The 23,697-nt window shown below is 67.0% G+C and carries 21 protein-coding genes and 1 pseudogene; 5 read left to right on the top strand and 17 right to left on the bottom strand.

Annotation, left to right across the window (positions count from 1 at the left end; all coding sequences use genetic code 11):
• The first annotated feature begins 43 nt into the window (after positions 1-43).
• Positions 44-829, top strand: a complete 786-nt coding sequence (locus tag ACIBAE_RS00320) for a BTAD domain-containing putative transcriptional regulator (protein ID WP_399281483.1) — start codon at positions 44-46, stop codon at positions 827-829.
• Positions 830-900: 71 nt separating this feature from the next.
• Here ACIBAE_RS00320 and ACIBAE_RS00315 read toward each other — a convergent pair.
• From ACIBAE_RS00315 to ACIBAE_RS00290, 6 genes and pseudogenes are all read right to left on the bottom strand, one after another.
• Positions 901-1,008 (bottom strand): annotated as a pseudogene (locus tag ACIBAE_RS00315) (hypothetical protein); the annotation flags it as partial.
• A 36-nt stretch (positions 1,009-1,044) separates the two neighbouring features.
• Positions 1,045-2,901, bottom strand: a complete 1,857-nt coding sequence (locus ACIBAE_RS00310) for an ABC transporter ATP-binding protein (protein ID WP_399281482.1) — start codon at positions 2,899-2,901, stop codon at positions 1,045-1,047.
• 4 nt (positions 2,902-2,905) lie between these two features.
• Positions 2,906-3,487, bottom strand: coding sequence for a MauE/DoxX family redox-associated membrane protein (locus ACIBAE_RS00305; RefSeq protein WP_399281481.1), 582 nt, complete (start codon positions 3,485-3,487; stop codon positions 2,906-2,908).
• Positions 3,488-3,826: 339 nt separating this feature from the next.
• The gene (locus ACIBAE_RS00300; protein ID WP_399281480.1) at positions 3,827-4,297 is read right to left on the bottom strand and encodes a S26 family signal peptidase; all 471 of its coding nucleotides are present in this window, start codon (positions 4,295-4,297) and stop codon (positions 3,827-3,829) included.
• 26 nt (positions 4,298-4,323) lie between these two features.
• Positions 4,324-4,836: a hypothetical protein gene (locus ACIBAE_RS00295; RefSeq protein ID WP_399281479.1), complete on the bottom strand. Its 513-nt coding sequence runs from the start codon at positions 4,834-4,836 to the stop codon at positions 4,324-4,326.
• Positions 4,837-4,959: 123 nt separating this feature from the next.
• The gene (locus tag ACIBAE_RS00290; RefSeq protein WP_399281478.1) at positions 4,960-5,532 is read right to left on the bottom strand and encodes a TlpA family protein disulfide reductase; all 573 of its coding nucleotides are present in this window, start codon (positions 5,530-5,532) and stop codon (positions 4,960-4,962) included.
• Positions 5,533-5,984: 452 nt separating this feature from the next.
• Between ACIBAE_RS00290 and ACIBAE_RS00285 the strand changes: the two genes are divergently transcribed.
• The 3 genes from ACIBAE_RS00285 (at position 5,985) to ACIBAE_RS00275 (ending at position 8,506) form a co-directional block, all read left to right on the top strand.
• Complete coding sequence (locus tag ACIBAE_RS00285) at positions 5,985-6,107, top strand: hypothetical protein (RefSeq protein WP_399281477.1); 123 nt, start codon at positions 5,985-5,987, stop codon at positions 6,105-6,107.
• Positions 6,108-6,192: 85 nt separating this feature from the next.
• On the top strand, positions 6,193-7,266 hold the full coding sequence (locus tag ACIBAE_RS00280) for a HesA/MoeB/ThiF family protein (RefSeq protein ID WP_399281475.1): 1,074 nt from the start codon (positions 6,193-6,195) through the stop codon (positions 7,264-7,266).
• Positions 7,267-7,309: 43 nt separating this feature from the next.
• Positions 7,310-8,506 (top strand): hypothetical protein, encoded by a 1,197-nt coding sequence (locus ACIBAE_RS00275; protein ID WP_399281474.1) that lies wholly within the window; start codon positions 7,310-7,312, stop codon positions 8,504-8,506.
• A gap of 127 nt (positions 8,507-8,633) precedes the next feature.
• Here the strand turns inward: ACIBAE_RS00275 and ACIBAE_RS00270 are convergent, their stop codons facing one another.
• The 7 genes from ACIBAE_RS00270 to ACIBAE_RS00240 all read right to left on the bottom strand — a co-directional run bounded on the left by ACIBAE_RS00270 (position 8,634) and on the right by ACIBAE_RS00240 (position 19,360).
• Positions 8,634-9,746: an ABC transporter ATP-binding protein gene (locus tag ACIBAE_RS00270; protein WP_399281473.1), complete on the bottom strand. Its 1,113-nt coding sequence runs from the start codon at positions 9,744-9,746 to the stop codon at positions 8,634-8,636.
• Positions 9,739-10,797, bottom strand: a complete 1,059-nt coding sequence (locus ACIBAE_RS00265; protein ID WP_399281472.1) for an ABC transporter ATP-binding protein — start codon at positions 10,795-10,797, stop codon at positions 9,739-9,741. The genes ACIBAE_RS00270 and ACIBAE_RS00265 overlap by 8 nt, the downstream gene beginning before the upstream one ends.
• An 11-nt stretch (positions 10,798-10,808) precedes the next feature.
• A complete protein-coding gene (locus ACIBAE_RS00260; RefSeq protein ID WP_399281471.1) occupies positions 10,809-11,747 on the bottom strand; it encodes an ABC transporter permease in 939 nt (312 codons plus the stop codon).
• Complete coding sequence (locus ACIBAE_RS00255) at positions 11,740-12,666, bottom strand: ABC transporter permease (protein WP_399281470.1); 927 nt, start codon at positions 12,664-12,666, stop codon at positions 11,740-11,742. The genes ACIBAE_RS00260 and ACIBAE_RS00255 overlap by 8 nt, the downstream gene beginning before the upstream one ends.
• Before the next feature lie 144 nt (positions 12,667-12,810).
• Entirely contained in the window at positions 12,811-14,445 is a 1,635-nt protein-coding gene (locus tag ACIBAE_RS00250; RefSeq protein WP_399281469.1) for an ABC transporter substrate-binding protein, read from the bottom strand.
• 429 nt (positions 14,446-14,874) lie between these two features.
• Positions 14,875-16,749, bottom strand: a complete 1,875-nt coding sequence (gene typA, locus ACIBAE_RS00245) for a translational GTPase TypA (RefSeq protein ID WP_399281468.1) — start codon at positions 16,747-16,749, stop codon at positions 14,875-14,877.
• Positions 16,750-16,981: 232 nt separating this feature from the next.
• Positions 16,982-19,360, bottom strand: coding sequence for an ABC transporter family substrate-binding protein (locus ACIBAE_RS00240; RefSeq protein ID WP_399281467.1), 2,379 nt, complete (start codon positions 19,358-19,360; stop codon positions 16,982-16,984).
• A gap of 362 nt (positions 19,361-19,722) precedes the next feature.
• On the opposite strand from ACIBAE_RS00240, the gene ACIBAE_RS00235 reads away from it, so the two are divergent.
• The gene (locus ACIBAE_RS00235; RefSeq protein ID WP_399281465.1) at positions 19,723-19,953 is read left to right on the top strand and encodes a hypothetical protein; all 231 of its coding nucleotides are present in this window, start codon (positions 19,723-19,725) and stop codon (positions 19,951-19,953) included.
• A gap of 283 nt (positions 19,954-20,236) precedes the next feature.
• Here ACIBAE_RS00235 and ACIBAE_RS00230 read toward each other — a convergent pair whose 3' ends face one another.
• The 4 genes from ACIBAE_RS00230 to ACIBAE_RS00215 form a co-directional block, all read right to left on the bottom strand.
• Positions 20,237-20,788: an isochorismatase family protein gene (locus ACIBAE_RS00230; RefSeq protein ID WP_399281464.1), complete on the bottom strand. Its 552-nt coding sequence runs from the start codon at positions 20,786-20,788 to the stop codon at positions 20,237-20,239.
• Between the two features lie 85 nt (positions 20,789-20,873).
• A complete protein-coding gene (locus tag ACIBAE_RS00225; RefSeq protein ID WP_399281463.1) occupies positions 20,874-21,353 on the bottom strand; it encodes a MarR family winged helix-turn-helix transcriptional regulator in 480 nt (159 codons plus the stop codon).
• 104 nt (positions 21,354-21,457) lie between these two features.
• A complete protein-coding gene (locus tag ACIBAE_RS00220; protein ID WP_399281462.1) occupies positions 21,458-22,510 on the bottom strand; it encodes an acetylxylan esterase in 1,053 nt (350 codons plus the stop codon).
• 62 nt (positions 22,511-22,572) lie between these two features.
• Positions 22,573-23,646 (bottom strand): hypothetical protein, encoded by a 1,074-nt coding sequence (locus ACIBAE_RS00215; protein ID WP_399281461.1) that lies wholly within the window; start codon positions 23,644-23,646, stop codon positions 22,573-22,575.
• Positions 23,647-23,697: the final 51 nt, after the last annotated feature.

Below are 23,697 nucleotides of genomic sequence, written 5' to 3'. Positions count from 1 at the left end.
GGATCACAGCCAACTCGGCAGAGAGCCGGCATAGGAGGCTGTGATGGAGATCCGAATCCTGGGATCTGTTGAAGCGCGGGTGAACGACCTACCGGTGGAGCTGCGCTCGGAGCGGGCACGACGCCTCCTGGCCTTGCTCGCGCGGCAACCGTTCGAGTTCGTCGCCGACGACTTCCTGATCGATCGTGTCTGGGACGATGACCGGCCCGTGCGCCCGAGGGACGCGCTCTACACCTGTGCCAGCAGGCTCCGGCAAGCTCTCCGCGGCAGTCGCGGCCGGCCGGCCGATCTCCTTTCCAGGCGCAGAGGCGGCTATCTCCTCAGCGTCGATCCTCAGGCGGTCGACCTGCACAGATTCCGCTTCCTCGTACGGTCGGCCCGCGACGCGGTCCGCCGGGCGGAGAGGACACCAGCCCTGGACCTCTTCGACCAGGCGCTGGCCCTCTGGCGCGGTACGCCTCTGCTGGACCTCGGATCGTCCTGGTCGGACAGGGTACGGGTCGGGCTGGAGCGCGAGTTGCTGTCGGTGCGGGTCGACCGCTCCCAACTGGCTCTGAGCCTCGGCCGACACCTGGAGAGTGTCCCCTCCCTGTATCAGCTCGCCGAGGAACACCCGCTGGACGAAGCCATCGCGGAATTGCTGATACAGGCGCTGTATCGCAGCGGACGCCAGGGCGAATCCCTGGCCTGCTTCGCGAGCATCCGTCAGCGGCTCGTCCAAGAGCTGGGCGACGGCCCCGGCGCCTCGCTGCACCAGTTGCACAGCCGAGTCCTGCGGCGGGATCCGTCCCTGCACGTCGCTGCTTCGCACACTTCCTCCGGCACATGACGTTGGGCTCGGGGCCGCGGCCCCGGTCGCGCTCCCGGCGGAGCAACTCACCAGGGCACCTACGAGCCCGTCTAGCCGGCACCACACGGTTCCCAGCAGTCGCCGGACGGGAAAAAGCCCAGCTGCCTGGCGTCCGGGCTGACCTGCCGGTTGTCCCCGAGCAGGTCAGCCTGCCCGGGGGGGACCCTCTCCGGACAGACAAAGACATTGCCCGGCTAAGATCGAAGATTTTCTGATGACTCGACGTAACCCGCCGCTTGCGTTCCGAAGAGCCTCGCGTAGTCACCATCTGCTTCCATGAGATCGTCGTGCGATCCCAATTCGACAATGCCGCCGTCAGCGAGAACAACGATCTGATCGGCATGGCGGACGGTGCCCAACCGGTGGGAGATGATCAGGCTCGTACGCCCGGTCCGTAGTTGACTGAGCGCCGCATGGATCTCGTACTCGGCTTCCGGGTCCAGTCCCGAGGTCGGTTCGTCGAGAATGAAAAAGTCTCGATCGCTGCGAAGGAATATTCGCGCAAGGGCCACGCGCTGCCATTCGCCACCGGACAGCAGAACTCCCGATTCTTCGTTGCCCTTCTCCGACTCCAGAAAGAATATCCTTGACAGTAGGGTCTCGTAAGCGCGAGGAAGGCTCATGAGTTTCTTGTGGATGCCTGCATGTCCTGCCGCTTCCTGGACTCGTGAAGAGTTGCCGAGAGCGCTCAGATCACCCATCGCCACGTTCTCCGCGGCAGTCATGTCATAATGCATGAAGTCCTGGAAAACGGCACCCAATCTGTCACGGAACTCTTCTACATCCAAGTCCCGGACATCTATTCCGTCCCAAAGAATTTTGCCCCGTGTGGGGTCGTAGAAGCGGCAGAGAAGTTTCACAAGCGTCGATTTTCCCGCACCGTTGAGACCGACGAGCGCCACGGATTTACCGGCTTCTATGCGCAGGTTCACTCCTCGCAACACCCAGGGGTCGTTGTCGGAGTAGCGGAACCAGACATCCCGTAGCTCTATTTCGCCCCTCAGCGGCTCAATTTTGCGGGGCCCTACGGCAAGGGGCAGGTCTCGTTCTGCTTTCGTGACGGCTTCGTAGTGAGCGAACATGACGAGAGCCTCGTGCGCGGTAGCGGTCTGCATCGCGAATTGGGCAAGCCCGGCCTGCACAGCTGCGATTGCCGCGACGAGCATGGTGACGTCCCCGACGGTCAGGATGCCCGAGCCGGCAGCTTGCACCGCCCACAGAAAACCTGCCCCGGCGACGAGGGCCGCCATCAGCCCCAGCCCAGCCTGGATACGAAAGGTATGCCGGTCCATCTTTTCGCGGGCGGTGTTGATCCGTCGACGGTCATCGAGCATTCGATTGCGTAGGAAGCGGCCCAGGGCGTAGAGACGGATCTCCTTCGCTGCATCCACGTTGGACAGCAGTTGGTCGTAGAAGAATTCCCTGCGCTCGGTGGGGCTGATGCTCCATAGCATCCCGGTGCGCTTCCGGGCCAGCAGGACTTCCGCGATGACGACCGGGATACCGAAACCCATCACGAAGACCGACAACTCTGGTGCCATGACCGCGAGTGAAGCGACGAACGCCGTCATTGCGACGACGGATTGGGCGATGCCGATGAAGCCGTCAACCACCTGTAGAGGCGATCGTCCACCAGCCTGCTTGGCGAGTCGGAGTCGGTCCAGGAAGGCAGGGTTCTCGAAGGGGCCCAGGCCGACAATCCTCTCCACCGCTTCGAAGAGATTCCTCTGCGCATGCAGGCCTACCTGCCGTTCCATGCGGGACCGCACACGTGTGGAGGCGTGAGGCACGACGCCTTTGACAAGGCCTAGGACAGCAAGTGCCGCGCCCGGCGTCACGGCCGCCCGCACTCCGTTTCCATCGACGATCTCGTCGAGTGTCAACTTGGTGAGCCATGCGGCAGCCACGGGCAGAAGCGCGTTGGTGGCAGCAAAACCGATGTGCAGGCTCAACATGGGCGACGCGGCCGAGAAGCAGAGCCGGGTCGCAAGGCTGATACGCCGGAAGGCGATCCGAACTTTACTGATCGTCGCCTTTATGTGCAGCTCCATGGTCTCAGCTCGATCGCGAATAGCGAGGAGAGAAGAAAGTAGTCATTTCATCCAGCCGGAGCATGCCTGCTCCGAAAAGAACGGCGGGGCCGGCGAGCATCAGTTGCATTACGGCGCTCGGATCGGGTTGAAATGCCAGCGATGTGATGCCTGCGACGGCCACCACGATCAGAATTGCGTTACGAAGAAGATGGATTGCGGAGACTGTGGATTCGGAACTTCCTGCGCAGGCGCATGATGTGGTCACGCCAGACGCAAGGACTCGACTCAAGTGCGCTGTGAAACCGACGAGCAGAAGGAGTGAGACAACGAACCCGAGAAACGGAAAAATTAGTAGGGCGACCACGGCGAGCAGTTCCATGACAACCGTCGCCGAGGCTAGTACGCGAGCGAACGGCCTACTCAGAGGAAGAGTGAGGGTCAGGTGTGAAACAAGTGGCGCGAGATCCTTTGCCTTCATTGCCGCCGATATACCAAAGAGTGAGATAAGTGACAATTTACTGAATGCCAGAAGGAGTTCCATCAGCTGCTCGCGATCTTCGTTGACTGCGGGAAATACGGCTGCAAGGCCGGCCGGAAGGAGCATCAGCTTCTTCCGGCCGGCCTCGGGTGGTTATATGCTCGCGCAACTGGCGGTGCAGTTAGGCAGGTTGCAGCACCGGATCACACAGCGATTGCCGCCGGTGACGATGCCACTGGGGTCGCAGTACGAGCCGCCCATCGAGCACATCTTGCAATAGCAATCGGGAGCGCATCCGGCAGCCGCCAACGTCTTCGGGAGAAGAAGGTCGGCTACTTTCGCGCCCAGATTCTGAAGAATTCTCATTCTCTTCACCTCCTTTCTTTTTTGATTGCCGCGTGGATCAATCGTCGTATCGGATCGATACTTCAATCGTCCTGCGGAGTTTAGTGACGTTTAGCCTGGTCAGATCTTCCGCCAGACCTTGCCGAGGATTCTGCTGCAAGGGAAAAAGCCGACCTGTCGCGAGTCGAGGCTCACCCTGGGATTGTCGCCGAGCAGAATGTAATGTCCTTCGGGAACTCGCTCCCCGGGGGTGTGGGTTCCTCCGAGCTGGCCTGGCAATACGGGGTCCCCTGCTATGGCGGCAACTCGCTTGATAAGCCATCGCTGACGGGACGGATGCCTGTCCGGACAGCCGAGACCCGCAGGCTCGCTCGGCCATATATGTGCACCGATTGACGGCTCCTGCACCACGACTATTTGCCCGCGCTCAGGAAGCCTGCCACGCCAGACCAGTACTCGGTCTCCGTTCTGCAGTGTGGGTTTCATGCTCAGGCCTTGGACCGTTACCAGGACGATGGAGCGGACGGCCCAATGAATGGTCAGAGCCGTTCCCACAACAGAGGCGATCACCGTCGTGAATATGACCGGCATTCCATGACTTCCCTTACCTGATGGTTCTATCTATTCGGTTGATCCCCGCCGGGGACCGGTGAGCTGGAGAGCTCACCGAGATGGATCGCGGACAACCGTGTCGCACTCTGAGTCGCGTATTTAACGGTGGCATCCCGTCCGACGACAAGATAGACGGGCCATGCTGCGATGTGAAGATCCAGCACGATCCGCGAATCCTCCGCGACATGGACAACCCGTCCGGCGTCACCCAGGCCGTCCTTCAACCAATTCAGTTTGGACGGATCACCCGTAGCTATGGAGACAGCACGCTCCCTCGGGATCCCATGTTTTGCGAGGAACTTCCGATAATCGGGAAGCTGCTGTTGACATCCACCGCAGTCAAGGGAATGGAAAGCTAGAACCCACGGCTCCGTCGTGTCGGTCGGCAGGGAGAACGGGTTGCCGTTCACGTCCATCAGATCCTGGTTCTCCACGATCCGCGTGCCCGGCTTCACCGGGGCGGCAGAGGCAGAACGGATCGCACTGATGTCAGGGCCGGCACCGATGGTCTTCCGCACGCGAAGGGTTAGAGCCACGGCAAGGGCACACGCTGCGCATGATGCGAGCAGGGCGAGTATGGAAAGTATAAATAGCACTCGTTTGCTGCTCCCGTGGAAAGAGTTCGGAGAGATAGGGCGGCGTCAGAGCATTGCGGGTGCTTCCGCCCCTGGTGTGACGAGTCCGGGAAGTTTGGAAACACTCGTCGTTGAGAATTCCACTACTCGCTCGGAAGAGACGACCAGGAACGTGGGCCAGATATATACATGGAGATCGGATCCGATGGTCGACGAGTCGTCCGCATGCACGATTCGACTTGTCCCGCCGATCTCGGTTACGAAGTCCCCGAGGTCTGCAACTTCTCCTGATACCACGGTGACAACCCGGTCCGGGGAGACGCCCTGCTGGAGGATGTATTCCCGAAAGAGTGGAAGCTGAGCTTTGCATCCGCTGCATGTCGTGGACAAGAAGGCCAAAATCCAGGAATCGCCGGCATCGGCGGCCGGTTCGACGGTGTTCCCGTTCACATCGATGAGTTTCCCGAAGTCCGGGACCTCTGTGCCGACCGGCACCGTCGGGGGCCTGTCGTTCCTGAACGCTCCTTCCTCGATGAGAGGATCAAGCAGCTTTTTCACCCTCAAGGAAACCGCGAGAGAAAGAGCACAAGCAGCGCAGGCGACTATGAGGGAAAGGATGACGACGGGGTACAGCGCCATGGCATCTCCGATGGGATGAGAAGGAATTTTTTTCGTTTCGTGGCAACCGTAAGAGCCATCGTCATGAACGGATCAGTGACACTCGTACTGGCAGCCCACGGTGTAGCAGCAGGTCAGCCAGTAACCCTGGCCGTTCTTGCTGTTCAGAATCCTTTCGCATCCAGGTGCGCAGCCGGCCGCCGCGGACGTCTGCGGAAGCAGCCTCTCAGCGACCTTGGCCCCGAATCGACGAACCATTCCGCTCATCACGATTTCTCCCGTCGTGTACCTGCCCTGATCGGGCCGCGCCCCTCTGGCGCCGTCAGCACAGTTTTGTCGCAGCACCTGACGTACATCTTTCAGCGATCTTTCACGGCGGCCCACCCACAGATGACAGGGCGGCGAAAGACATCGGACAGACCGGGGAAGCACTATCGGTCCTTGACGGGGGATCAACGATAAGAGGAGTGGACATGGCAGGAGAGCCGGATGTGCGCCCGCCGCACGAGAAGGCCGAGGAAAAGCGGCCCGATGTGATCGAGATCAGAGTCCTTGACAAGATCGAGACGATTGTCGCGAAGTCAATGACTCGCTGATCAGGCTGCCTCACGTGTCGGCGGGACGAACGGTGCGGAGAGTGGCCGTCCGTCCCGCCGATCGAATATTGACGGGGGATACACCATGCGCTTTCCACGGATAAGGCCTGAGCACAGCCCACACCGATACGACGACGGGACCATTCGGATCGGTGCGGGCATCTACCCCATCGCCGCAGAGATCAAGGACGCGTCCGGCCGGGTGTGGGCGGCGCTCGGCCTCATGGACGGACGGCACACGCCGGAGCAGATCGCCCTCGCCTTGCGCGAGCGGGACGCTTCCCTGAGCGAGGACACCGCCGCGAACCTGGTCGATCAGCTCATGTCATCCGGCTACATCGAGGAAGCGGAGACTCCGGCGCCCGCCGGGCTGAGCTGTCGGGAGATGGTGCGGTACGAACGCAATCACGCGTTCTTCCGGCGTGTGGACCTGCGGCCGGGGGCGGACGCGTGGGACGCGCAGACCCGGCTCAAGCAGTCTCGGGTCGTCGTCCTCGGAATGGGCGGCACGGGCAGCCACACGGCGTGGGCCCTCACTGCGGCCGGCGTCGGTCGACTCCACTGTGTGGACCCCGACATCGTCGAGGTCTCCAATCTGACGAGGCAGGCGCTCTACACCGAATCCGACATCGGCCGGCCGAAGGTCGAAGCAGCCGCCGAAGCTCTCGAAGCGCTGAATTCCGAAACGGCGGTGACCTGCGAACAGCGCATGGTGGACTCGGAAGAGGCTCTGTTCGACCTGGTGTCCGGCTTCGATGTACTCGCCCTGTGCGCGGATGAACCCCGGGACGAGGACATCGACAGAACGACCAGCCGTGCGTGTGCCGCCGCCGGTCTTCCCTGGGTCTCCGCCGGCTACAACGGTCCCCTGATCACGGTGGGGGTCTACGCACCTCAGGGCCCGTGCTGCGAGTGCGTCGCGGCAGGCGAGGAAGCCCGTCTGAGACCGGGGCCTGTCCCGCACCTCGGAGGACCCGGTGTGATCGCTCCCTCGGCCGGGATCTCCGGTCATCTGCTCGCCTACGAGATCATCTCCCTCCTGACCGGCGTCGCACCGCAACCCCCCGGCTATGTGCGCGGAATCAATCTGCTCGCTCCCGATCAACTGATCTACGTCCGGCACCCCGCGCGGGCGGATTGCACGACATGCCATGCGTGACTCAGGGCGGAGCGACGGCTCACCGGCGGGCGCGATGACGCGTGTGGACTTTCATCGCCTGGGGTTCCGCGAGGACGGCGACGAATGGATCGTGGGCCGGGCGGGGACGGGAGTATGCGTCGCGCTGCCTCCGGAAGGGGCTCTCGCTGTCCGGCTCCTGGCGTCCGGGGCCACGGTGGAGGAGACACGGAGACGGCTGGGAGCCGAGACGGAACGCACCGTCGATGTAGCGGGCTTCGTCCGCGACCTGGCCCGGGTGGGGCTCGTGTCGTCGATCGACGGCAGGGCCGTTCCCGCGCGGGACATCGCGTCGCCCACGCTCCCCGGAGTCCGCCCGCGGCACGTGCGCTGGACGCTCAACCCACTGCTGCACGGCGCCCTGCTGACGGTCGGTGTGTCAGGGCTGGTGGCGGCGGCGACGCACCCGCGTATCGTCCCGCGCTGGAGCGATGCCCTCTGGACCAGTCACGGCACCTTCGTCCTGCTCGGTCAGTCAGCACTGACCTGGCTGTTCATCGCACTGCATGAGCTGGCCCATCTGTTCACCGCTCGCGCGGCGGGAGTCCTGGGGACGATCCGGCTGGGCACAAGGCTGCAGTTCCTTGTCGTCCAGACAGATGTCTCCGGCATCTGGCTGAAGGATCGCCGGACGCGTATGACCGTCTATCTGTCCGGCATGGTGGTGGATCTGGCGGTGAGCGGGGGGTCCCTGCTCGCCATGGCGATATTCGGGAAGCATCCCTTGCTGTCGCTGATGGCGCTCACCGGACTGGTAGCGGTATCACTCCAGTTGATGGTGTTCACGCGTACCGACCTCTACTTCGCACTCCAGGATCTGACGCGCTGCCGCAACATGTACGGCGACTCGCTCAGGTATCTGAGGTACGTCATCGCTCGGTCGGTGGGCCGCCGGCCGACCAATCCTCTCGCGAGTGCGGGCATGCGCGTCGGCGAGCGACGCGCTCTGCGCACGTACACCGTCCTGCTCATGGTCGGCACGTGCGCCGCTCTCACGCTGGCGTTCTTCGCCACCACGCAGGTGTCCTGGCCCCTGCTGCGCCACTCGTTCGACCGCCTCTCAGCTCCCCGGAGCTGGCTGGAGGCGGCCGACGCCGCGACGACGTTCGTCATCGTGGCGGGACTCCAGCTGCTGTGGGCACGGACCTGGTGGCGCACACACGGCCCGCAGGTCCACCGGCTGCTGCGAGTCGCGGTCGACACGCGACGCCGTGTCCGGTAGCAGGCACACATACGGAGCGGCGCCCGGAACCGAAAGGTTCCGGGCGCCGCTCCGTACATCGCTCGCTCTTCCTCCCGTACGCGCACGTGCACGCCCACGCCTACGGGAAGAGGTCACACCGCGCGGATCACGCCGCGTGGATGACGTCCTTCTCCTCCGCGAAGTGGCACGCCGACTCGTGTGCGGCCAGCGTGTCCACACCCCGGAAGCGCTCCGGGATCGCCAGCAGCGGCATCTCGGTCGCACACCGCTCCTGCGCCTTCCAGCAGCGGGTGCGGAAGCGGCAGCCGGACGGCGGGTTCGCCGGGGACGGGACGTCACCGGTGAGGATGATCCGCTCGCGGCCCTCGCGGGCCTCCGGGTCGGGCACAGGGACCGCCGACAGCAGCGCCTGGGTGTAGGGGTGCGTCGGGTGGTCGTAGATCTCGCTGTCCGTACCGATCTCGGCCATCTTGCCGAGGTACATCACGCCGACCCGGTCGGAGATGTGCCGGACGATCGACAGGTCGTGCGCGATGAAGATGTAGGACAGGTTGAACTCGTCCTGGAGCTTCTCCATCAGGTTGATGACCTGCGCCTGGACGGAGACGTCCAGGGCCGAGACCGGCTCGTCGCAGATGATGATCTCGGGGTTGAGCGCGAGACCACGGGCGATGCCGATGCGCTGGCGCTGACCGCCGGAGAACTGGTGCGGGTACCGGTTGATGTACTCCGGGTTCAGACCCACGACATCGAGCAGCTCCTGCACCTTGCGGCGCCGGTCGCCCTTCGGAGCCACCTCGGGGTGGATGTCGAAGGGCTCGCCGATGATGTCGCCGACCGTCATACGCGGGTTCAGCGAGGTGTACGGGTCCTGGAACACCATCTGGATGTTCCTGCGGACCGCCTTCAGCGCGCGCCCGGACAGCTTGGTGATGTCCTGGCCCTTGAAGAAGACCTCGCCCGCCGTCGCCGTCTCCAGCGTCATCAGCAGCTTGGCGACGGTGGACTTGCCACAGCCGGACTCGCCGACGATACCGAGGGTCTCGCCCTGGTAGAGGTCGAACGAGATGCCGTCGACGGCCTTGACCGCGCCGACCTGCTTCTTGAAGAGGATGCCCTGGGTCAGCGGGAAGTGCTTGGCCAGGTTGCGGACCTGGAGAATCGGCTCCCCGCGCTCCACGGGCGCGTTGATCGCGGCCTCGACCCGCGCCACCTCGTCGGAGACAGCTCCGGCCTCGTTCTTACCGACCTCAGCCATGGATCGTCTCCTTCCAGAAGTGGCACGCGCTGCCGCGACCGGCCAGCTCGCCGCCGTCCCGCTCGGTCACCTGCAGCAGCGACGGAACGTCGGTACGGCAGATGTCCTGCGCCATGGGGCAGCGCGGGTTGAACGCGCAGCCCGCCGGGACCTTGAGCAGGTTGGGCGGCAGGCCCTTGATGGCGTAGAGCTCCTGGCCCTTCTGGTCCAGGCGCGGGATCGACTGCAGCAGGCCCTTGGTGTACGGGTGGGCCGGCCGCTTGTAGATCTCATGCACGGGCGCGGTCTCGACGATCCGGCCCGCGTACATCACCGCGATCTTGTCCGCGACGTCGGCGACCACGCCGAGGTCGTGGGTGATCAGGATGAGACCCATGTTGAACTCACGCTGCAGTTCCGCGAGCAGGTCCATCACCTGGGCCTGGACCGTCACGTCGAGCGCGGTGGTCGGCTCGTCCGCGATGATCAGGTCCGGCTCCAGGGCCAGCGCCATGGCGATCATGATGCGCTGGCGCATACCGCCGGAGAACTGGTGCGGGTAGTCGTTGACCCGCTCCTTCGCCGCCGGGATGCGCACGCGGTCCATGAGCTCGATGGACTTGAGCTTGGCCTCCTTCTTGGAGAGGCCCTGGTGCACCCGGAACATCTCGCCGAGCTGAGTGCCGACGGAGAGGACCGGGTTCAGCGCGGAGAGCGCGTCCTGGAAGATCATGGCGATCTTCTGGCCGCGGATCTTCCGGCGCTCCTCGTTGGACATCTTGAGCATGTCCTGGCCGCGGAAGAGGATCTCGCCCCGCGGGATCTTGCCCGGCGGCATGTCGAGGATGCCCATGATCGCCTGGGCGGTCACGGACTTGCCGGAGCCCGACTCACCGAGCACGGCGAGGGTCTCGCCGGCGCCCACCGAGTAGTTGACTCCGTTGACGGCCTTGGCCACGCCGTCCCGGGTGTGGAATTCGACGTGCAGGTCCCGTACTTCGAGCAGCGGGCTGCTGTCGTTGTCTCCGGCGCGAGGCGTCGGGACGTTCGCGGTCTTGTCGTTGATGGTCAACGTACGTCCTCCTAGCGCAGCTTGGGGTCGAGGGCGTCGCGTACCGCGTCGCCGAGCATGATGAACGCGAGGACCGTGACGCTGAGCATGCCCGCCGGGAAGAACAGGGCGTGCGGAGCGGTCCGGATCACGTTCTTGGCCGACGAGATGTCGATGCCCCAGCTGATCGTCGGGTCCTGCAGGCCGATGCCGAGGTAACTCAGCGTGGCCTCCAGGGAGATGTAGCCCCCCAGTGCGATCGTCGCGACCACGATCACCGGTGCGACGGCGTTCGGCAGGATGTGCCGCAGCATGATCCGGCCGGTGCCCGCCCCGAGCGCCTTGGCGGCGGTGACGTAGTCGGCCGCCTTCGTGGTGATCACGGAGCCGCGCATGACACGGGCCATCTGGGTCCAGCCCAGGAACGTCATCGCGAAGACGACGCTCCACACCGTGCGGTTGGTGAACGCGTTGAGGATGACCAGCGCGCCGAGCATGATCGGGATACCGAAGAAGATGTCGGTGACCCGGGAGATGACCGTGTCGATCAAGCCGCCGAAGTAACCGGCCGCCATACCGGCGAGGCCGCCGAGCAGCGTCACCGCCGCCGTCACGCAGATACCCACCGTGATCGACGCACGGGCGCCGTACAGCATGCGGGAGTAGATGCTGCGGCCCTGGCCGTCGTAGCCGAACCAGTCGGCCTGGAACAGGTGACCGTAACTCGGCGGCGTCAGGTAGTGGTTGCGGAGGTCCGCGGCCCGGGGGTCCACCGAGGTGAACAGCCCGGGGGCCAGCGTGATGAGGATGAGGCCCAGGATGAGCAGCGCCGAGACGATGAAGATCGGCTTGCGGCGGAGTTCACGCCAGGCGTCGGACCACAGGCTGCGGGCCTTCTCGGACTTCTCTGCGAGGACCGGCGGCGTGCCCGGCTCTTCGATCTGGGTCTTCTCGATGGTGGCGTCAGGCATACCGGATCCTCGGGTCCAGGACCGCGTAGAGCAGGTCGACGATCAGGCTGGCCACCAGGTAGACGAGCACGAGGACGGTGACGAAGCCGACGACCGTGGCGCCTTCCTTCTGGTTGACAGCCCGGTACAGGGCGTTTCCGACACCCTGCACGTTGAAGATGCCCTCGGTGACGATCGCGCCGCCCATCAGGGCCCCGAGGTCGGTGCCGAGGAAGGTGACCACCGGGATCATCGAGTTGCGCAGCAGGTGGCGGACGATGATCCGCCTCTTGGGCAGACCCTTGGCCACGGCGGTACGCATGTAGTCGGCGCGGATGTTCTCCACGACGGTGGTGCGGGTGAGCCTCGCCACGTAGGCCAGGGACAGCGAGCCGAGAACGATGGCCGGCAGCAGCAGCTGCGTCATGTTCATCGAGTCCTGCACCGTGGGGGTGACCCAGTGGAGGTTGTCCGCGAAGATCGTCTGGAAGACGTACGCGAGGACGAAGACCGGTATGGAGATGACCACGAGGGTCAGCACCAGCACGAGCTTGTCGGCGAGTTTATTGCGTCGGATACCGGAAAGGACTCCGAGAGCCACACCGAGCACCAGCTCGATGAGGAAGGCCAGCAGAGCCAGCCGGATCGTCACCGGGATGGCCTCGCCGATGACGTCCGTCACCTTGCGGCCGGCCATCGTGGTGCCGAAGTCGAAGTGCAGCAGGTTCCAGATGTAGTCCCCGTACTGCTTCCACAGGGGCTGATCCAGACCGAGTTGATGCTTGATGGCGGCGAGCTGGGCGGGGTCCGCCGCCTTGTCGCCCCACATGGCCCTGACGGGGTCGCCCGGCAGGGCGTAGACCATCAGGAAGATGAGCAGGGTGGTCCCGATAAAGACCGGGATCATCTGGAGCAGTCGCCTCGCGACATAACGCCCCATCGTGCCTCCATTGGTGTGTCGGCGCGACGGCGGCCGACGCACTCCTCCCCTCGCAGGAGAGAGAGAACGCCGGCTGCCGTCTTCACAGGTGCCTGCTCCGCGTACGGAGCGTGGGGGTGGGCCGAGCTCTGCCGACCACCTGAATTACTTCTGCTTGACCTCGACCTGGGTGAAGACCGGGTCACCGAACGAGTCGTACTTCACGTTCTGGACGTTCTTCGACCAGCCGGAGTTGGTCTTGTAGTACCAGAGCGGGATGGACGGCATGTCCTTGGCCAGAACGGCCTCGGCCTGCTGGTACAGCTCGGTGGTCTGGTCGACCGAGGTGGCCTTGTCGGCCTCCTTGGTCAGCTTGTCGAACTCCGGGCTGGAGTACAGCGAGTCGTTCGCGGAGGCGCCGGTGCCGTAGATGTCCCGGAGGAAGTTGGCGTTCAGCGGGTAGTCCTGCACCCAAGCGGAGCGCATGATGCTGTCGACCTTGTGACCGTCGATGAGGTCACGCGCGGTCTTGAAGTCCGGCTTCGGGGCGCCGGTGCAGTCCACACCGGTGGCCTGGCGGATGGAGTTGCAGGTGGCGTCCACCCACTCCTTGTGACCGCCGTCGGCGTTGTACAGGATGGTGACCTTGTTGTTCGGCACACCACCGCCGGCCTTGATGAGCTCCTTGGCCTTGGCCGGGTTGTAGACGCAGGCCTCGCCGCAGATGCCCTTCTTGTAACCCGCGACGCCCGGGGGAACCCAGCTGTCGGCGGGCTGACGCGAGCCCTGGAGCACCGTCTTGGTGATGGTGTCGCGGTCGATCGCCATGGACAGGCCCTGGCGGACCTGGGCCTTGTCGGCGGCCTTCCACTCGGGCTTGTACATCGCGAAGGCGATGGAGGTGATGCCACCCTGCGCCTGGTCGACCGCACGGTCACCCAGGTCGGCCTTGTAGTTGGTCAGGTCGGTCGGGTCGACCTGGTCCAGGACGTCCAGCGTGTCGGACGTGAGCTCCTTGTAGGCAGCCTCGGCCTGGGTGTAGTTCTTGAAGACGATGCCGCCGTTCTTCGGCTTGTCGTCGCCCTTGTAGCCGTCGTAGGCGGCCAGCGTGACGGCCTTGTTGTGCTCCCACTTGACGAACTTGTAGGGGCCGTTGCCGATCGGGCTCTCGCCGTACTTGGCCGGGTCGGTGTAGAAGACCTTCGGCAGCGGGGAGAAGGCGGTGTAGCCGAGCTTGTACTGGAAGTACGAGACCGGGGCCGTCAGGTCGATCGTGAAGTGCGTGTCGTCGACGACCTTGAGGCCGGACATCTTGTCCGTCTTCGGGTCACCCTTCTCGGGGTGGACGTCCGCGTAGCCGGCTATGTCCGAGAACCAGTTGCTGTTGATCTGGTTGCTCTTCGTGTTGGCGGCCCAGTTCCAGGCGTCGACGAAGGAGGCGGCCGTCACGGGGGTGCCGTCGTGGAAGGTCCAGCCGGCCTTGATCGTGACCGCGTAGTGCTGTGCGTCCGTGGTCTCGATCTTCTCGGCCATGGCGTTGCGCAGCTTGCCGTTGGACGGGTCGTAGTCGACCAGGCCACGGAAGAGGTTCTTGACGATGCGACCGCCGCCGACCTCCATGGCGTTGGCGGGCTGCAACGGGTGCTGCGGTTCGGTGCTCTGGTAGCTGTAAACGCCCTTGGCGTTCACGGCGGACTTGCTCTCGCCCTTGCTACCGGAATCACTGCTACCGCAAGCGGTCGCAGCCAGCGCGACGATGGTCGCGCCCACGACCCACTTGGCGCTCTTGGCACCACGCATGGGTTCCTCCTCATGAGTCCACTGATCACTACAAGAAGGGCACTGTTCTACGCGCGCTGACACCCCTGACAGCGAGCACGTATGAGCGCCCTGAGTGTGCTCGTGAGTCGGCGCTCCCACAGCGCATGACCCATTGACCCGAGCTCAATGGAGCCAACTATTAAGTACAGCGGGGCCATAAACCACACTTAAAGGGTCTCGTTTTGACAACATCGAAGCACCCCGTACGCCCGAAATCCGGACAAAGTGAGTACAGACAGACACCCGCGAAACGGACCGTTAACACAAGTTCCGGAGAGCGGCGGTCGATATCCGGACATCGGGGAAGCGAAAATCGATTGACGAACGGCCCGGCCCCCCGCGATGTCGCGGGGGGCCGGGCCGTCGGTGTGACGAAAACGTCAGGCGTCTCGCCGGACGCCCGCCGGATCAGCCGTGCTTGGCGCGCGAGGCGGTGCGGCCACGCTGCTTCTGGTCCAGGACGACCTTGCGGATACGGACCGTCTCCGGGGTCACCTCGATGCACTCGTCGTCGCGGCAGAACTCCAGGGACTGCTCCAGCGAGAGCCTCCGGGGCGGCACCACGTTCTCCGTGTTGTCCGCGGAAGCCGCACGCATGTTGGTGAGCTTCTTCTCCTTGGTGATGTTCACGTCCATGTCGTCGGCGCGTGAGTTCTCACCGATGATCATGCCCTCGTAGACCTCGGTGCCGGCCTCCGTGAAGATGACACCGCGCTCCTGCAGGTTGATCATCGCGAAGGGGGTCACCGAGCCCGAACGGTCCGCGACCAGCGAGCCGTTGTTACGGGTGCGCAGCTCGCCGAACCACGGCTCGTGGCCCTCGAAGATGGAGTGGGCGATGCCCGTGCCACGCGTCTGCGTCAGGAACTCCGTACGGAAGCCGATGAGGCCGCGGGACGGGACGATCCACTCCATGCGGATCCAGCCCGAGCCATGGTTCGTCATGGTCTCCATACGGCCCTTACGGGTCGCCATGAGCTGGGTGATGGCACCCAGGTGCTCCTCGGGGGAGTCGATGGTCATGCGCTCGATCGGCTCGTGCGTCTTGCCGTCGACCTGCTTGGTGACCACCTCGGGCTTGCCGACGGTCAGCTCGAAGCCCTCACGGCGCATCTGCTCGACGAGGATGGCCAGGGCCAGCTCACCACGGCCCTGCACCTCCCAGGCGTCCGGACGCTCGGTGTCCAGGACGCGCAGCGAGACGTTACCGATGAGCTCGCGGTCGAGACGGTCCTTGACCTGGCGGGCGGTGACCTTGTGGCCCTTGCCGCCCTTGCCGACGAGCGGCGAGGTGTTGGTACCGATGGTCATCGAGATCGCGGGCTCGTCGACCGTGATCAGCGGCAGCGCGATCGGGTTCTCCGGGTCGGCCAGGGTCTCGCCGATCATGATGTCCGGAATACCGGCGATCGCGCAGATGTCACCCGGGCCCGCCTTCTCGGCCGGCCTGCGGGTGAGCGCCTCGGTCATCAGCAGCTCGGTGATGCGGACGTTGGACATCGTGCCGTCACGCTTGATCCAGGTGACGGTCTGTCCCTTCTGCAGCCAGCCCTGCTCGACACGGCAGAGCGCGATACGGCCGAGGAAGTTGTCGGCGTCCAGGTTGGTGACGTGCGCCTGGAGCGGCGCCTCGTCGTCGTACTCCGGAGCCGGGACGTGCGCCAGGATCGTGTTGAAGAACGGCTCCAGGCTGTCGCTGTCGGACGGAACCGTGCCGTTCTCCGGCTTGGTCAGCGAGGCGACACCGTCACGCGCGCACGCGTAGACGATCGGGAACTCGATCTGCTCCTCGGTCGCGTCCAGGTCCAGGAAGAGGTCGTACGTCTCGTCGACGACCTCGGAGATCCGGGAGTCCGGGCGGTCCGTCTTGTTGATGCACAGGATGACCGGCATCTTCGCCGCGAGGGCCTTGCGGAGCACGAAGCGGGTCTGCGGAAGGGGGCCTTCCGAGGCGTCGACGAGCAGCACGACGGCGTCCACCATCGACAGGCCGCGCTCGACCTCACCACCGAAGTCGGCGTGGCCGGGGGTGTCGATGATGTTGATCGTGATCGGGTCGCCGCCCGTCTTGGGGTGGTACTTCACGGCCGTGTTCTTGGCCAGGATCGTGATGCCCTTCTCACGCTCCAGGTCGTTCGAGTCCATCATCCGGTCGTCGAGGTGCTCGGCGGCGTGCGCGGCGAACGCGCCGGCCTGCTTCAGCATGGCGTCGACCAGAGTGGTCTTGCCGTGGTCGACGTGGGCGACGATGGCGACGTTACGGATGTCGTGGCGCGTGGGCATGCTGGCTGGCGCTTCTCTCGATCGTGGGATGCGGCGTCATTTCCTCGTACGCCCACCGGGCGGACACGCCACGGCTTGTCCCATGGTACGGGGCCGACGTGACAGAGGCTTCCCGGGCCGATCGGGGACGCGGGAGCACAGCGCCCGGACACCGGCGCGGACCGGCCCGCCGGGGAGGCCGGCGGGCCGGGGAAGTGATCGCGTTCCGTGCCGGTGAAGCGGCTCTGACCTGCTACTTCTTCCGGGGCTTCAGGCTCGGGAGCGGCCCGGAGGAGCCTCCCTTCCTGAACCCCATGTCCTGGTAGCGGGGGGCGGCGAAACCGAAGGCTCCCGCGTTCATGAGCCCCTTCTTGGCGGCCATCAGCTGCGGACGCTGATAGAGGGGGATGGACCCGGCCGCCGCCCAGATCCGGGCATCGGCCTGCTTCAGCAGATCACCGGCCGCGCGCTCGTCCAGCTCGGAGGCCGCCTGGTCGAAGAGCTGGTCGATGTGGTCCGTACCCACCCGGGTGTAGTTCTGCTCCACCTGGAGCGAGCCGTCGCCGGCGGGCACCGGCTTGGCGAAGATCGGCCGGCCGTCGGTCGCCGGGTAGGCGGTGGCGGGCCAGGAGTAGAGGGCCAGGTCGTACTCGCCCGAGGCGATGTGGTCCTTGAAATAGCTGTCGTCGGCGACCTTCGTGATCTCCGTGTGGATGCCGATGCGTTCGAGCATCCGCGAGATCCGCTCGCCCACGGCGCGCAGCGACTCCGAGCCCTGGCCGGACGGCAGGACGAAACGGAGGGTGAGGGACTTGCCGTCCTTGCCGAGCGGACCGGCCTGGGGGGCGGGGGCGGCCGTGCCGCGCGGGGCGTAGGCCCCCGCCATGCCACCCGGCTTCTTGTCCTGGGGCTCCTGGGCCTTCAGCGCCTGCTGCCGGGGTTCGGTGTCGTCGAGGGCCGCGGCCTGACCGAGCAGGGCGGCGCCCTGGAAGGCGGCGGCGGGGGCGGGCGCGAGGACGTGCGTGGCCTTCTCGGGGCGGGTGGCCGCGGCCTGACCGGGCTTGTCGTCACCGACGATGTACGTGCCCTCGTCGGAGGCGGCGTCGCTCTTCGCGCCGGTTTTCGTGTCGCTCTTCGCGCCGGTCTTCGTGTCGCTCTTCGCGCCGGTCCCGGAGGCCCCCTTCTTCTCGTCGGCCTTCTTCCCGCCGCTCTTCTCCCCCACGCTTCCGGCCTTGACGCCCTCCGGCTTCTTCCGGGCACCGCCCTGGACCCAGCCCGCGTCGGTCAGCAGCGCCTGCGCCTCGTGCGTGTCCTCCTTGCCGAGCGCCGCGCTGTTGTCCGCGTACGCCTGCTGGCCGAAGAGCGCCAGGTGGCTGCCGAGCGGCCGCGAGGGCAGACCGAGCGGCTTGAGTACGGCGTCGGCGAGCTCCTGGCGGTTGAGGGCGCGGGCCACCGCGCGCCGTACCCGCTCATCGGCGAGCGGTCCCGACTCACCGTTCAGCGCGAGCTGGGTGTACGCGGGCTCCAGCGACTTGCGGACGGCGAAGCCGCGCAGGGACCGCTGCTCCTTGGCGTACTTCCCGACCGCCGCGGCGGTCTGCTCGCGGGCCTGCCGCGCCGCCTCGGCCTTCTCGTCGTCCGAGCCGTGCGCCAGCGCCCAGGACCGGAGCGCGGAGGCCGGGGTGATTCCGGCGCCCGGACCGTGGGTGAGCGGCTGCCCGCCGGCTCCGCCGTCCCGGGCCGCCAAGGAGATACGTTTCGTCGTACCGCTGTCGATCTCCGCGAGATCGAGCTTGCCGGCCGCGAGCGCGGCGGCGCGCTGCCCCCTGGGGATCGTGCGCAGGACGATCGAGTCGAGCTTGGCGGGCGCTCCCCACCAGTGCGGGTCGCGGACGAGGGTGACCTCCCGGTCCTTGCTGTTCACCGACTTGACGGTGAAGGGCCCCGCCGTCGTCTTCAGAGTCTTCCTGGCCCCGTCGTTGAAGGTGTTGGCGGTCCCCGTCACATCCTTGGGATACAAGGGGGTGAAGAGGGACTTCCAGTCCGCGTAGGGCTTGTTGAAGGTGACCCGGACCTCCAGGTTGTCGGCCCCGCGCTCGACCTTCTCGATCCGCTCGTACCCGGCGTTGTGTGCCGTCCAGTACGCGGAGTCCTTGCCGCTCAGCGCGCGCCACTGCGCCTCGAAGTCCGGCGCCCCCATCTCCCGGCCGTCGCTCCAGACGGCCTGCTGGTTGAGCTTGTAGAGCACCACCTGCTTGGGCTCGCGGGCGACGATCTTCGCGGATTCGAGGTACTCCGGATTGCGCTGCGGACGGCCGCGCTCGTCGAGGGTGAAGAGGGCGGGCAGTACGGCGCCGGCGATCCGGTTGGTGGAGGCGTCGGCGTCGGCCTGGAAGGCGTTGAGCGTCGCGGGCATGGTGTCGATCGCCCAGCGCAGCGTGCCGCCCTGGCTGACCCAGTTCCGTCCGGCGGGTGCGATGTCCGGGGCGGCGGCCGCCGGGGTGTCGTTCCCGTTCCCGCCCGAGCCGCACGCGGACAGAACGGGCAGGGCGAGCACACCGGAGGTGAGGAGAGCGACGGAGCGGAGCGTCCGGGAGCATGTCCTCCCGCGTGGGGCGCCGACGTGGGACATGGCTTGTACCTCTTCGTCCTGTTTGTGGAATTTAGAGATGATCACACCTATTGCCCACCCACTGAAAGGGACCGACACGGAGAGGCGGCGCAGACACGGCGGGAGGCGCCGCGAAACCCACCCGTGCGGCCCAACGGGCAGCGCGACGGGCAGCGCGGTGGGCGCGGCGCCCGGCCGGGCACGCGGAAGGCCCGAAAAGCCGGGAAAGAGTAGGAGGAGCCCTCGAAAAAAGCCGTACCGCCCGGCGCACCTTCACAAGCGGGCATGTGACGCGCGACACTCTCAGGCGCGTACAGAGCCCGCTGAGGGGTGTCACCCTCAGACCCCCCTGCCGTTCGCGACTGTGGAAGTGAGGGCAACTCATGTCCGTACAGGACGAATTGACAGCGGTACGACGCCGCTTGGACGACCTGGTCCGTACAGTCGGGCAACTGGAAGCGAGTCTGGCGCAGCGGCGCGACGGCGAGCCACGGCCTCAGCCGGCCGGCCGGGCCCACGAACTCGTCACCATCTCCGACACCCCGTACAACAGCGCTCTGTGGACGGACTCGGACGACGAGGGCCTGGGAGTACGCGACCGGCGGGCGCCCTGATCCGTCAGGTCATCGAAGCGGTGACACGACAGCGGGGGCCCCAGTCCACGAGCCCGCGCCGGGGCCAGGGGCCCCCCCCCCGCGCCAGGACAAGGGCCCCACCCCCCCGGCCGCCCCGGGGCGGGACCCAAGCGGGGGGGGGGTGGGTGCCCGCGCGGGGGGGGGCCCCCCCCCCCGCGCGCGCGCCGCGCCGCCCCCCCCCGCGGGGGGCCCCCCCCCCCCCCCCGCGCGCCGGCCCCCCCCCCCCCCGCGCCGGCTCCTGGACATGGGCCCCTCCCCCGGGTCAGCCGAGGAGCTTCACGATCGCGTCGGTCGTGTCGGTCTCGCCGAGCTTCGGGAAGACCTTGTCGATGCTGTTGCGGTGCATGCCCTCGTCCATGTCCGCCACCGCGTCCGTCACGACGGTGACGTGATAGCCGTACTCGTGGGCGGAGCGCGCGGTGGACTCCACACCCCTGCTGGTCGCGACCCCGGTCAGCACGACCTGGGTGACGCCACGGCGGCGCAGCCGCAGGTCGAGGTCGGTGCCGTAGAAGGCGCCCCATCCCTGCTTGGTGACGACGATGTCGCTGTCCCGCACACCCAGTCCGTCGACCAGGTCCGCCCAGTCGGCGGCCGGCGTCCCGCCGCGCGCCGGGCTCTCGGTGCGGCCGGGCGCACCCCCCGTGACGCGGACGAAGACCACCGGCAGACCCTTGGCGCGGAAGGCGGCGGCGAGTTCGGCGGAGCGCGCCACGACATCGTCGGCCTGGTGGACGCCGGGCAGGGAGACGACACCCTTCTGGAGATCGACGACGACCAGGGCGGTCCGGGGGTCCAGCGTGGTGGCGGTCATGATGCGGCTCCTTGTGAGGGCGGTACCAGGATCAGGAACGGATACGTGGCACGGCGCGCGCGGCCGGCCGGGACCCGGCGGGGTCTCAGCTCTCCACCAGCCGGGCCAGCAGCGCGGCGGCCTCGGCGACGGTCCGGCGCTCGGCGGCGTCCAGTTCGCCGGCGATCGCCCCGGAGAGCCAGTCCCGCTTCGCCGCGCGGACCCCGGCGAGAACGGTGCGGCCGGTGTCCGTGACGGAGACGACGGACTGCCGGCCGTCGCCGGGATCTGGTGCCCGCTCGACCAGGCCCTGCTCCTCCAGCGCGGCGAGTGTCAGCCGCATGGACTGCGGCCGTACGTATTCGACGCGGGCCAGCGCCGCCGTGGTGGCCGGACCTTCGACGTCCAGGCGGGCGAGGACCGAACGCTGCGAAGGCGTGAGCCGGCTCTCGGGCGACGCCGTCCGCAGCCGTCGCATCAGCCGCCCCACGACGGCGGTGAGCTCGGCGGCGACCTGCTCGGCGGTCGGTTCCCGGGTCGGGCCGGCGGTCGGTTCCCGGGTCGGGTCTTCCGGCGGTTGGGACATGTCTCCACGGTAGGAGGTGAACAGGCGAACTTGCAAGGCTTCCTGTCATTCTCCTGTCGGGCCACCTCGCGGGCGGCACCCCCGCCCGGGACGCGTTCCCTTCGCTACGGGTGACCGGTCAGCAGCCGCGCGAAGAAGCGCCGCCGGGCCGCCGTCAGTTCCCCGGCCTCCGCCTCGGCGGCCGGGTGGTCGAAGTGACCGGCGGCCAGGACGTGCAGGTCACGTGCGCCGGGCAGCCCGTTGTACACGGCGAACTGCCCCGGCGGCGGGACCGCCGGGTCGAACAGGGCCGGCGCGACCATCATCGGCATGCGGATCCGGCGCGCGGCGGTGGCGGCGTCGAAGTACGGCAGGACGTCAGCCACTTCAGGGTGCTCGCGGTGATGGGCGCGTACCGCCTCGCCGCTCCCGGCGCAGGGCAGCGTCAGCCGCAGCGGATGGTTGCCGAAGGTGGGGACGGTCAACTGGCCGCAGGCGAAACGGTCGTCCCAGGGCAGCGCCAGCGCGCCGAGGCCGCCACCGAAGCTCTCGCCGAGGTAGCCGAGCCGGGCGGGCCGCGAAGCCGTGAGTTCCGGCACCAGTTCGAGCAGCGCGGACGCGGCGCACCAGAGGTCGGCCACGCAGTCGCCGAGGACGTACGTGTCGCGGGAGGCGATGCCGTGCAGGACATGCCGGTCGGCGTCGCCCGGGATGCCGGGCGAGCCGCCTCGGGCACCCATCCCCCGTACACAGGGCAGGATCGCGGCCGACCGGGGCAGCGGCAGCGGCACCTCGGGGCCGGGCTCCTGGCGTCCGCCGTAGCCATGGCCCACGACGAAACCGTGCTCCGCCGGACCGTCTGCGGGCAGGACGAGCCAGCCCCCGAGGCGCGCCCCGCCGACGGAGGTGAAGGACACACCGAAGATCCGGAAGCCGTCGCGCTCCTCCTCCAGCGGGCCGGTCTCCGGTTCCGTCCGGACCTGGAGCGCGGCTTCATGGCGGCCTCGCCAGAACGCGTCGAACCCGGCGGGCGGGGCGGGCGCCGGGGTGGCGAGCAGCTGAGAGAAGGTCCGGCCGTAGGCGGGATCGAAGGGAAAACCGTGGGGGAAGGCGGCCCGGAAATCGGCCGGGAGCTCCGTCCGGGACTCGGCCGGGAACGCGGGGAAGGACGCGGGCATGAGCGCGACGGTAGCCGCATCACCGACGGGCCTCCCGGGCGGGACCGCCGCCGCGCCCGCCTTCAGCAGGGAGCGGCGACGCAGCCCCATCCCTCGCGGTAGGCCGTCCAGTCGGTCTCGTCCGCCGCGAAGTCCACGTAGAGCGCGACGCCGAAGTGTTCACGGTCGCGGTCCGTACGTCCCAGCCCGAGTCGAGCGCCACGGACCGCCGCCGCGACCGTCTCGGCATGCCCGTGATGGCTCATGTCCTCCTCGTAGTAGAAGGGCAGGCCCATCAGCAGGTCCGTGTCCTCGGGCGTCACCTCCAGGGCCAGCGTGGTCTGCTGCGCTACATATCCGCCGTACAGGCTCTCCAGCGGCATCGCCGTGTCGTACGACATGACGGCGATCTGGTCGACGCGCCGGGCGACCTCGGCGAAGAACGCCTGCGACCACCACTTGGGGTGCGCGGTGACGATGGCCGCGACGGAGTGCAGCGCGGGCAGCGGATCGATCTGGTGGGCGGCGATGGAGAGCGCCACCCCGTGGGCACGGGTGAGCGCCCGCAGGTCGTCGAGGAGCGAGAGGTAGTCACGGTCGCCCGAGTGCAGCGGCTCCAGATCCATGTGCACGCCCTCGAAGCCCGCGTCCACGATCTGCCCGGCGGAGCGCACCACGGCGGCGCGGGTCGCGGCCCGTCCCAGGCGCAGACCGTCCGGGGTCTCGGTGGCCAGTACGTCGCCCAGCCAGGCGTGCACCCGGACACCCGGCATCGTGCGGTGCACGGCGTCGATCAGCCACCGCGCCCGGGGATAGCGGGCGGCGGGCAGGGTGCCGTCATGCTCCAGCGGTCCCGCGTGGACGTAGAGGTCGCGGATGCCGGTCCCCCGGACACGCTGGGCGAAAGCGGCGAGATCCGCGTCCTTCTTGCGGCCGTCGACCCAGGCGTGGCCGAGCCAGATGGCGTCCCGGCCCCGGGTCCTGGTGCCGTCCTGGAGGTCGCCGGCGTAGGTGAGCCGCAGCGCGACGGCGCCGGCGGCGATCGGGACGACGAGCAGGAGGGCGAGCGCCAGGGCGACTCGTTTGGGCCACCGGGCGCGCGGACCGCGCCAGACCCGTACCGGTATCCGTCCGAGTCCCCGCAGCCCTGCGCGCAAAGCCGTCCCCTCCCCCGCGACCCGGCCCCCTGGCCGGGAAGGCGCCCAGAC

Source organism: Streptomyces sp. NPDC051569 (assembly GCF_044454085.1).
Classification (GTDB): Bacteria; Actinomycetota; Actinomycetes; order Streptomycetales; family Streptomycetaceae; genus Streptomyces.
Note: the sequence above shows the minus strand (reverse complement) of the source record. Positions and strands in the feature narration are given on the sequence as shown.

What these genes read in the sequence shown, in the direction of transcription:
- ACIBAE_RS00270 (WP_399281473.1), bottom strand. Translation starts at nt 9,746, where the DNA reads ATGGCTGAGGTCGGTAAGAACGAGGCCGGAGCTGTCTCCGACGAGGTG.
- ACIBAE_RS00300 (WP_399281480.1), bottom strand. Translation starts at nt 4,297, where the DNA reads ATGCCGGTCATATTCACGACGGTGATCGCCTCTGTTGTGGGAACGGCT.
- ACIBAE_RS00255 (WP_399281470.1), bottom strand. Translation starts at nt 12,666, where the DNA reads ATGGGGCGTTATGTCGCGAGGCGACTGCTCCAGATGATCCCGGTCTTT.
- ACIBAE_RS00225 (WP_399281463.1), bottom strand. Translation starts at nt 21,353, where the DNA reads ATGTCCCAACCGCCGGAAGACCCGACCCGGGAACCGACCGCCGGCCCG.
- ACIBAE_RS00235 (WP_399281465.1), top strand. Translation starts at nt 19,723, where the DNA reads ATGTCCGTACAGGACGAATTGACAGCGGTACGACGCCGCTTGGACGAC.
- ACIBAE_RS00310 (WP_399281482.1), bottom strand. Translation starts at nt 2,901, where the DNA reads ATGGAGCTGCACATAAAGGCGACGATCAGTAAAGTTCGGATCGCCTTC.
- typA (WP_399281468.1), bottom strand. Translation starts at nt 16,749, where the DNA reads ATGCCCACGCGCCACGACATCCGTAACGTCGCCATCGTCGCCCACGTC.
- ACIBAE_RS00290 (WP_399281478.1), bottom strand. Translation starts at nt 5,532, where the DNA reads ATGGCGCTGTACCCCGTCGTCATCCTTTCCCTCATAGTCGCCTGCGCT.
- ACIBAE_RS00305 (WP_399281481.1), bottom strand. Translation starts at nt 3,487, where the DNA reads ATGCTCCTTCCGGCCGGCCTTGCAGCCGTATTTCCCGCAGTCAACGAA.
- ACIBAE_RS00240 (WP_399281467.1), bottom strand. Translation starts at nt 19,360, where the DNA reads ATGTCCCACGTCGGCGCCCCACGCGGGAGGACATGCTCCCGGACGCTC.
- ACIBAE_RS00220 (WP_399281462.1), bottom strand. Translation starts at nt 22,510, where the DNA reads ATGCCCGCGTCCTTCCCCGCGTTCCCGGCCGAGTCCCGGACGGAGCTC.
- ACIBAE_RS00285 (WP_399281477.1), top strand. Translation starts at nt 5,985, where the DNA reads ATGGCAGGAGAGCCGGATGTGCGCCCGCCGCACGAGAAGGCCGAGGAA.
- ACIBAE_RS00260 (WP_399281471.1), bottom strand. Translation starts at nt 11,747, where the DNA reads ATGCCTGACGCCACCATCGAGAAGACCCAGATCGAAGAGCCGGGCACG.
- ACIBAE_RS00320 (WP_399281483.1), top strand. Translation starts at nt 44, where the DNA reads ATGGAGATCCGAATCCTGGGATCTGTTGAAGCGCGGGTGAACGACCTA.
- ACIBAE_RS00230 (WP_399281464.1), bottom strand. Translation starts at nt 20,788, where the DNA reads ATGACCGCCACCACGCTGGACCCCCGGACCGCCCTGGTCGTCGTCGAT.
- ACIBAE_RS00250 (WP_399281469.1), bottom strand. Translation starts at nt 14,445, where the DNA reads ATGCGTGGTGCCAAGAGCGCCAAGTGGGTCGTGGGCGCGACCATCGTC.
- ACIBAE_RS00280 (WP_399281475.1), top strand. Translation starts at nt 6,193, where the DNA reads ATGCGCTTTCCACGGATAAGGCCTGAGCACAGCCCACACCGATACGAC.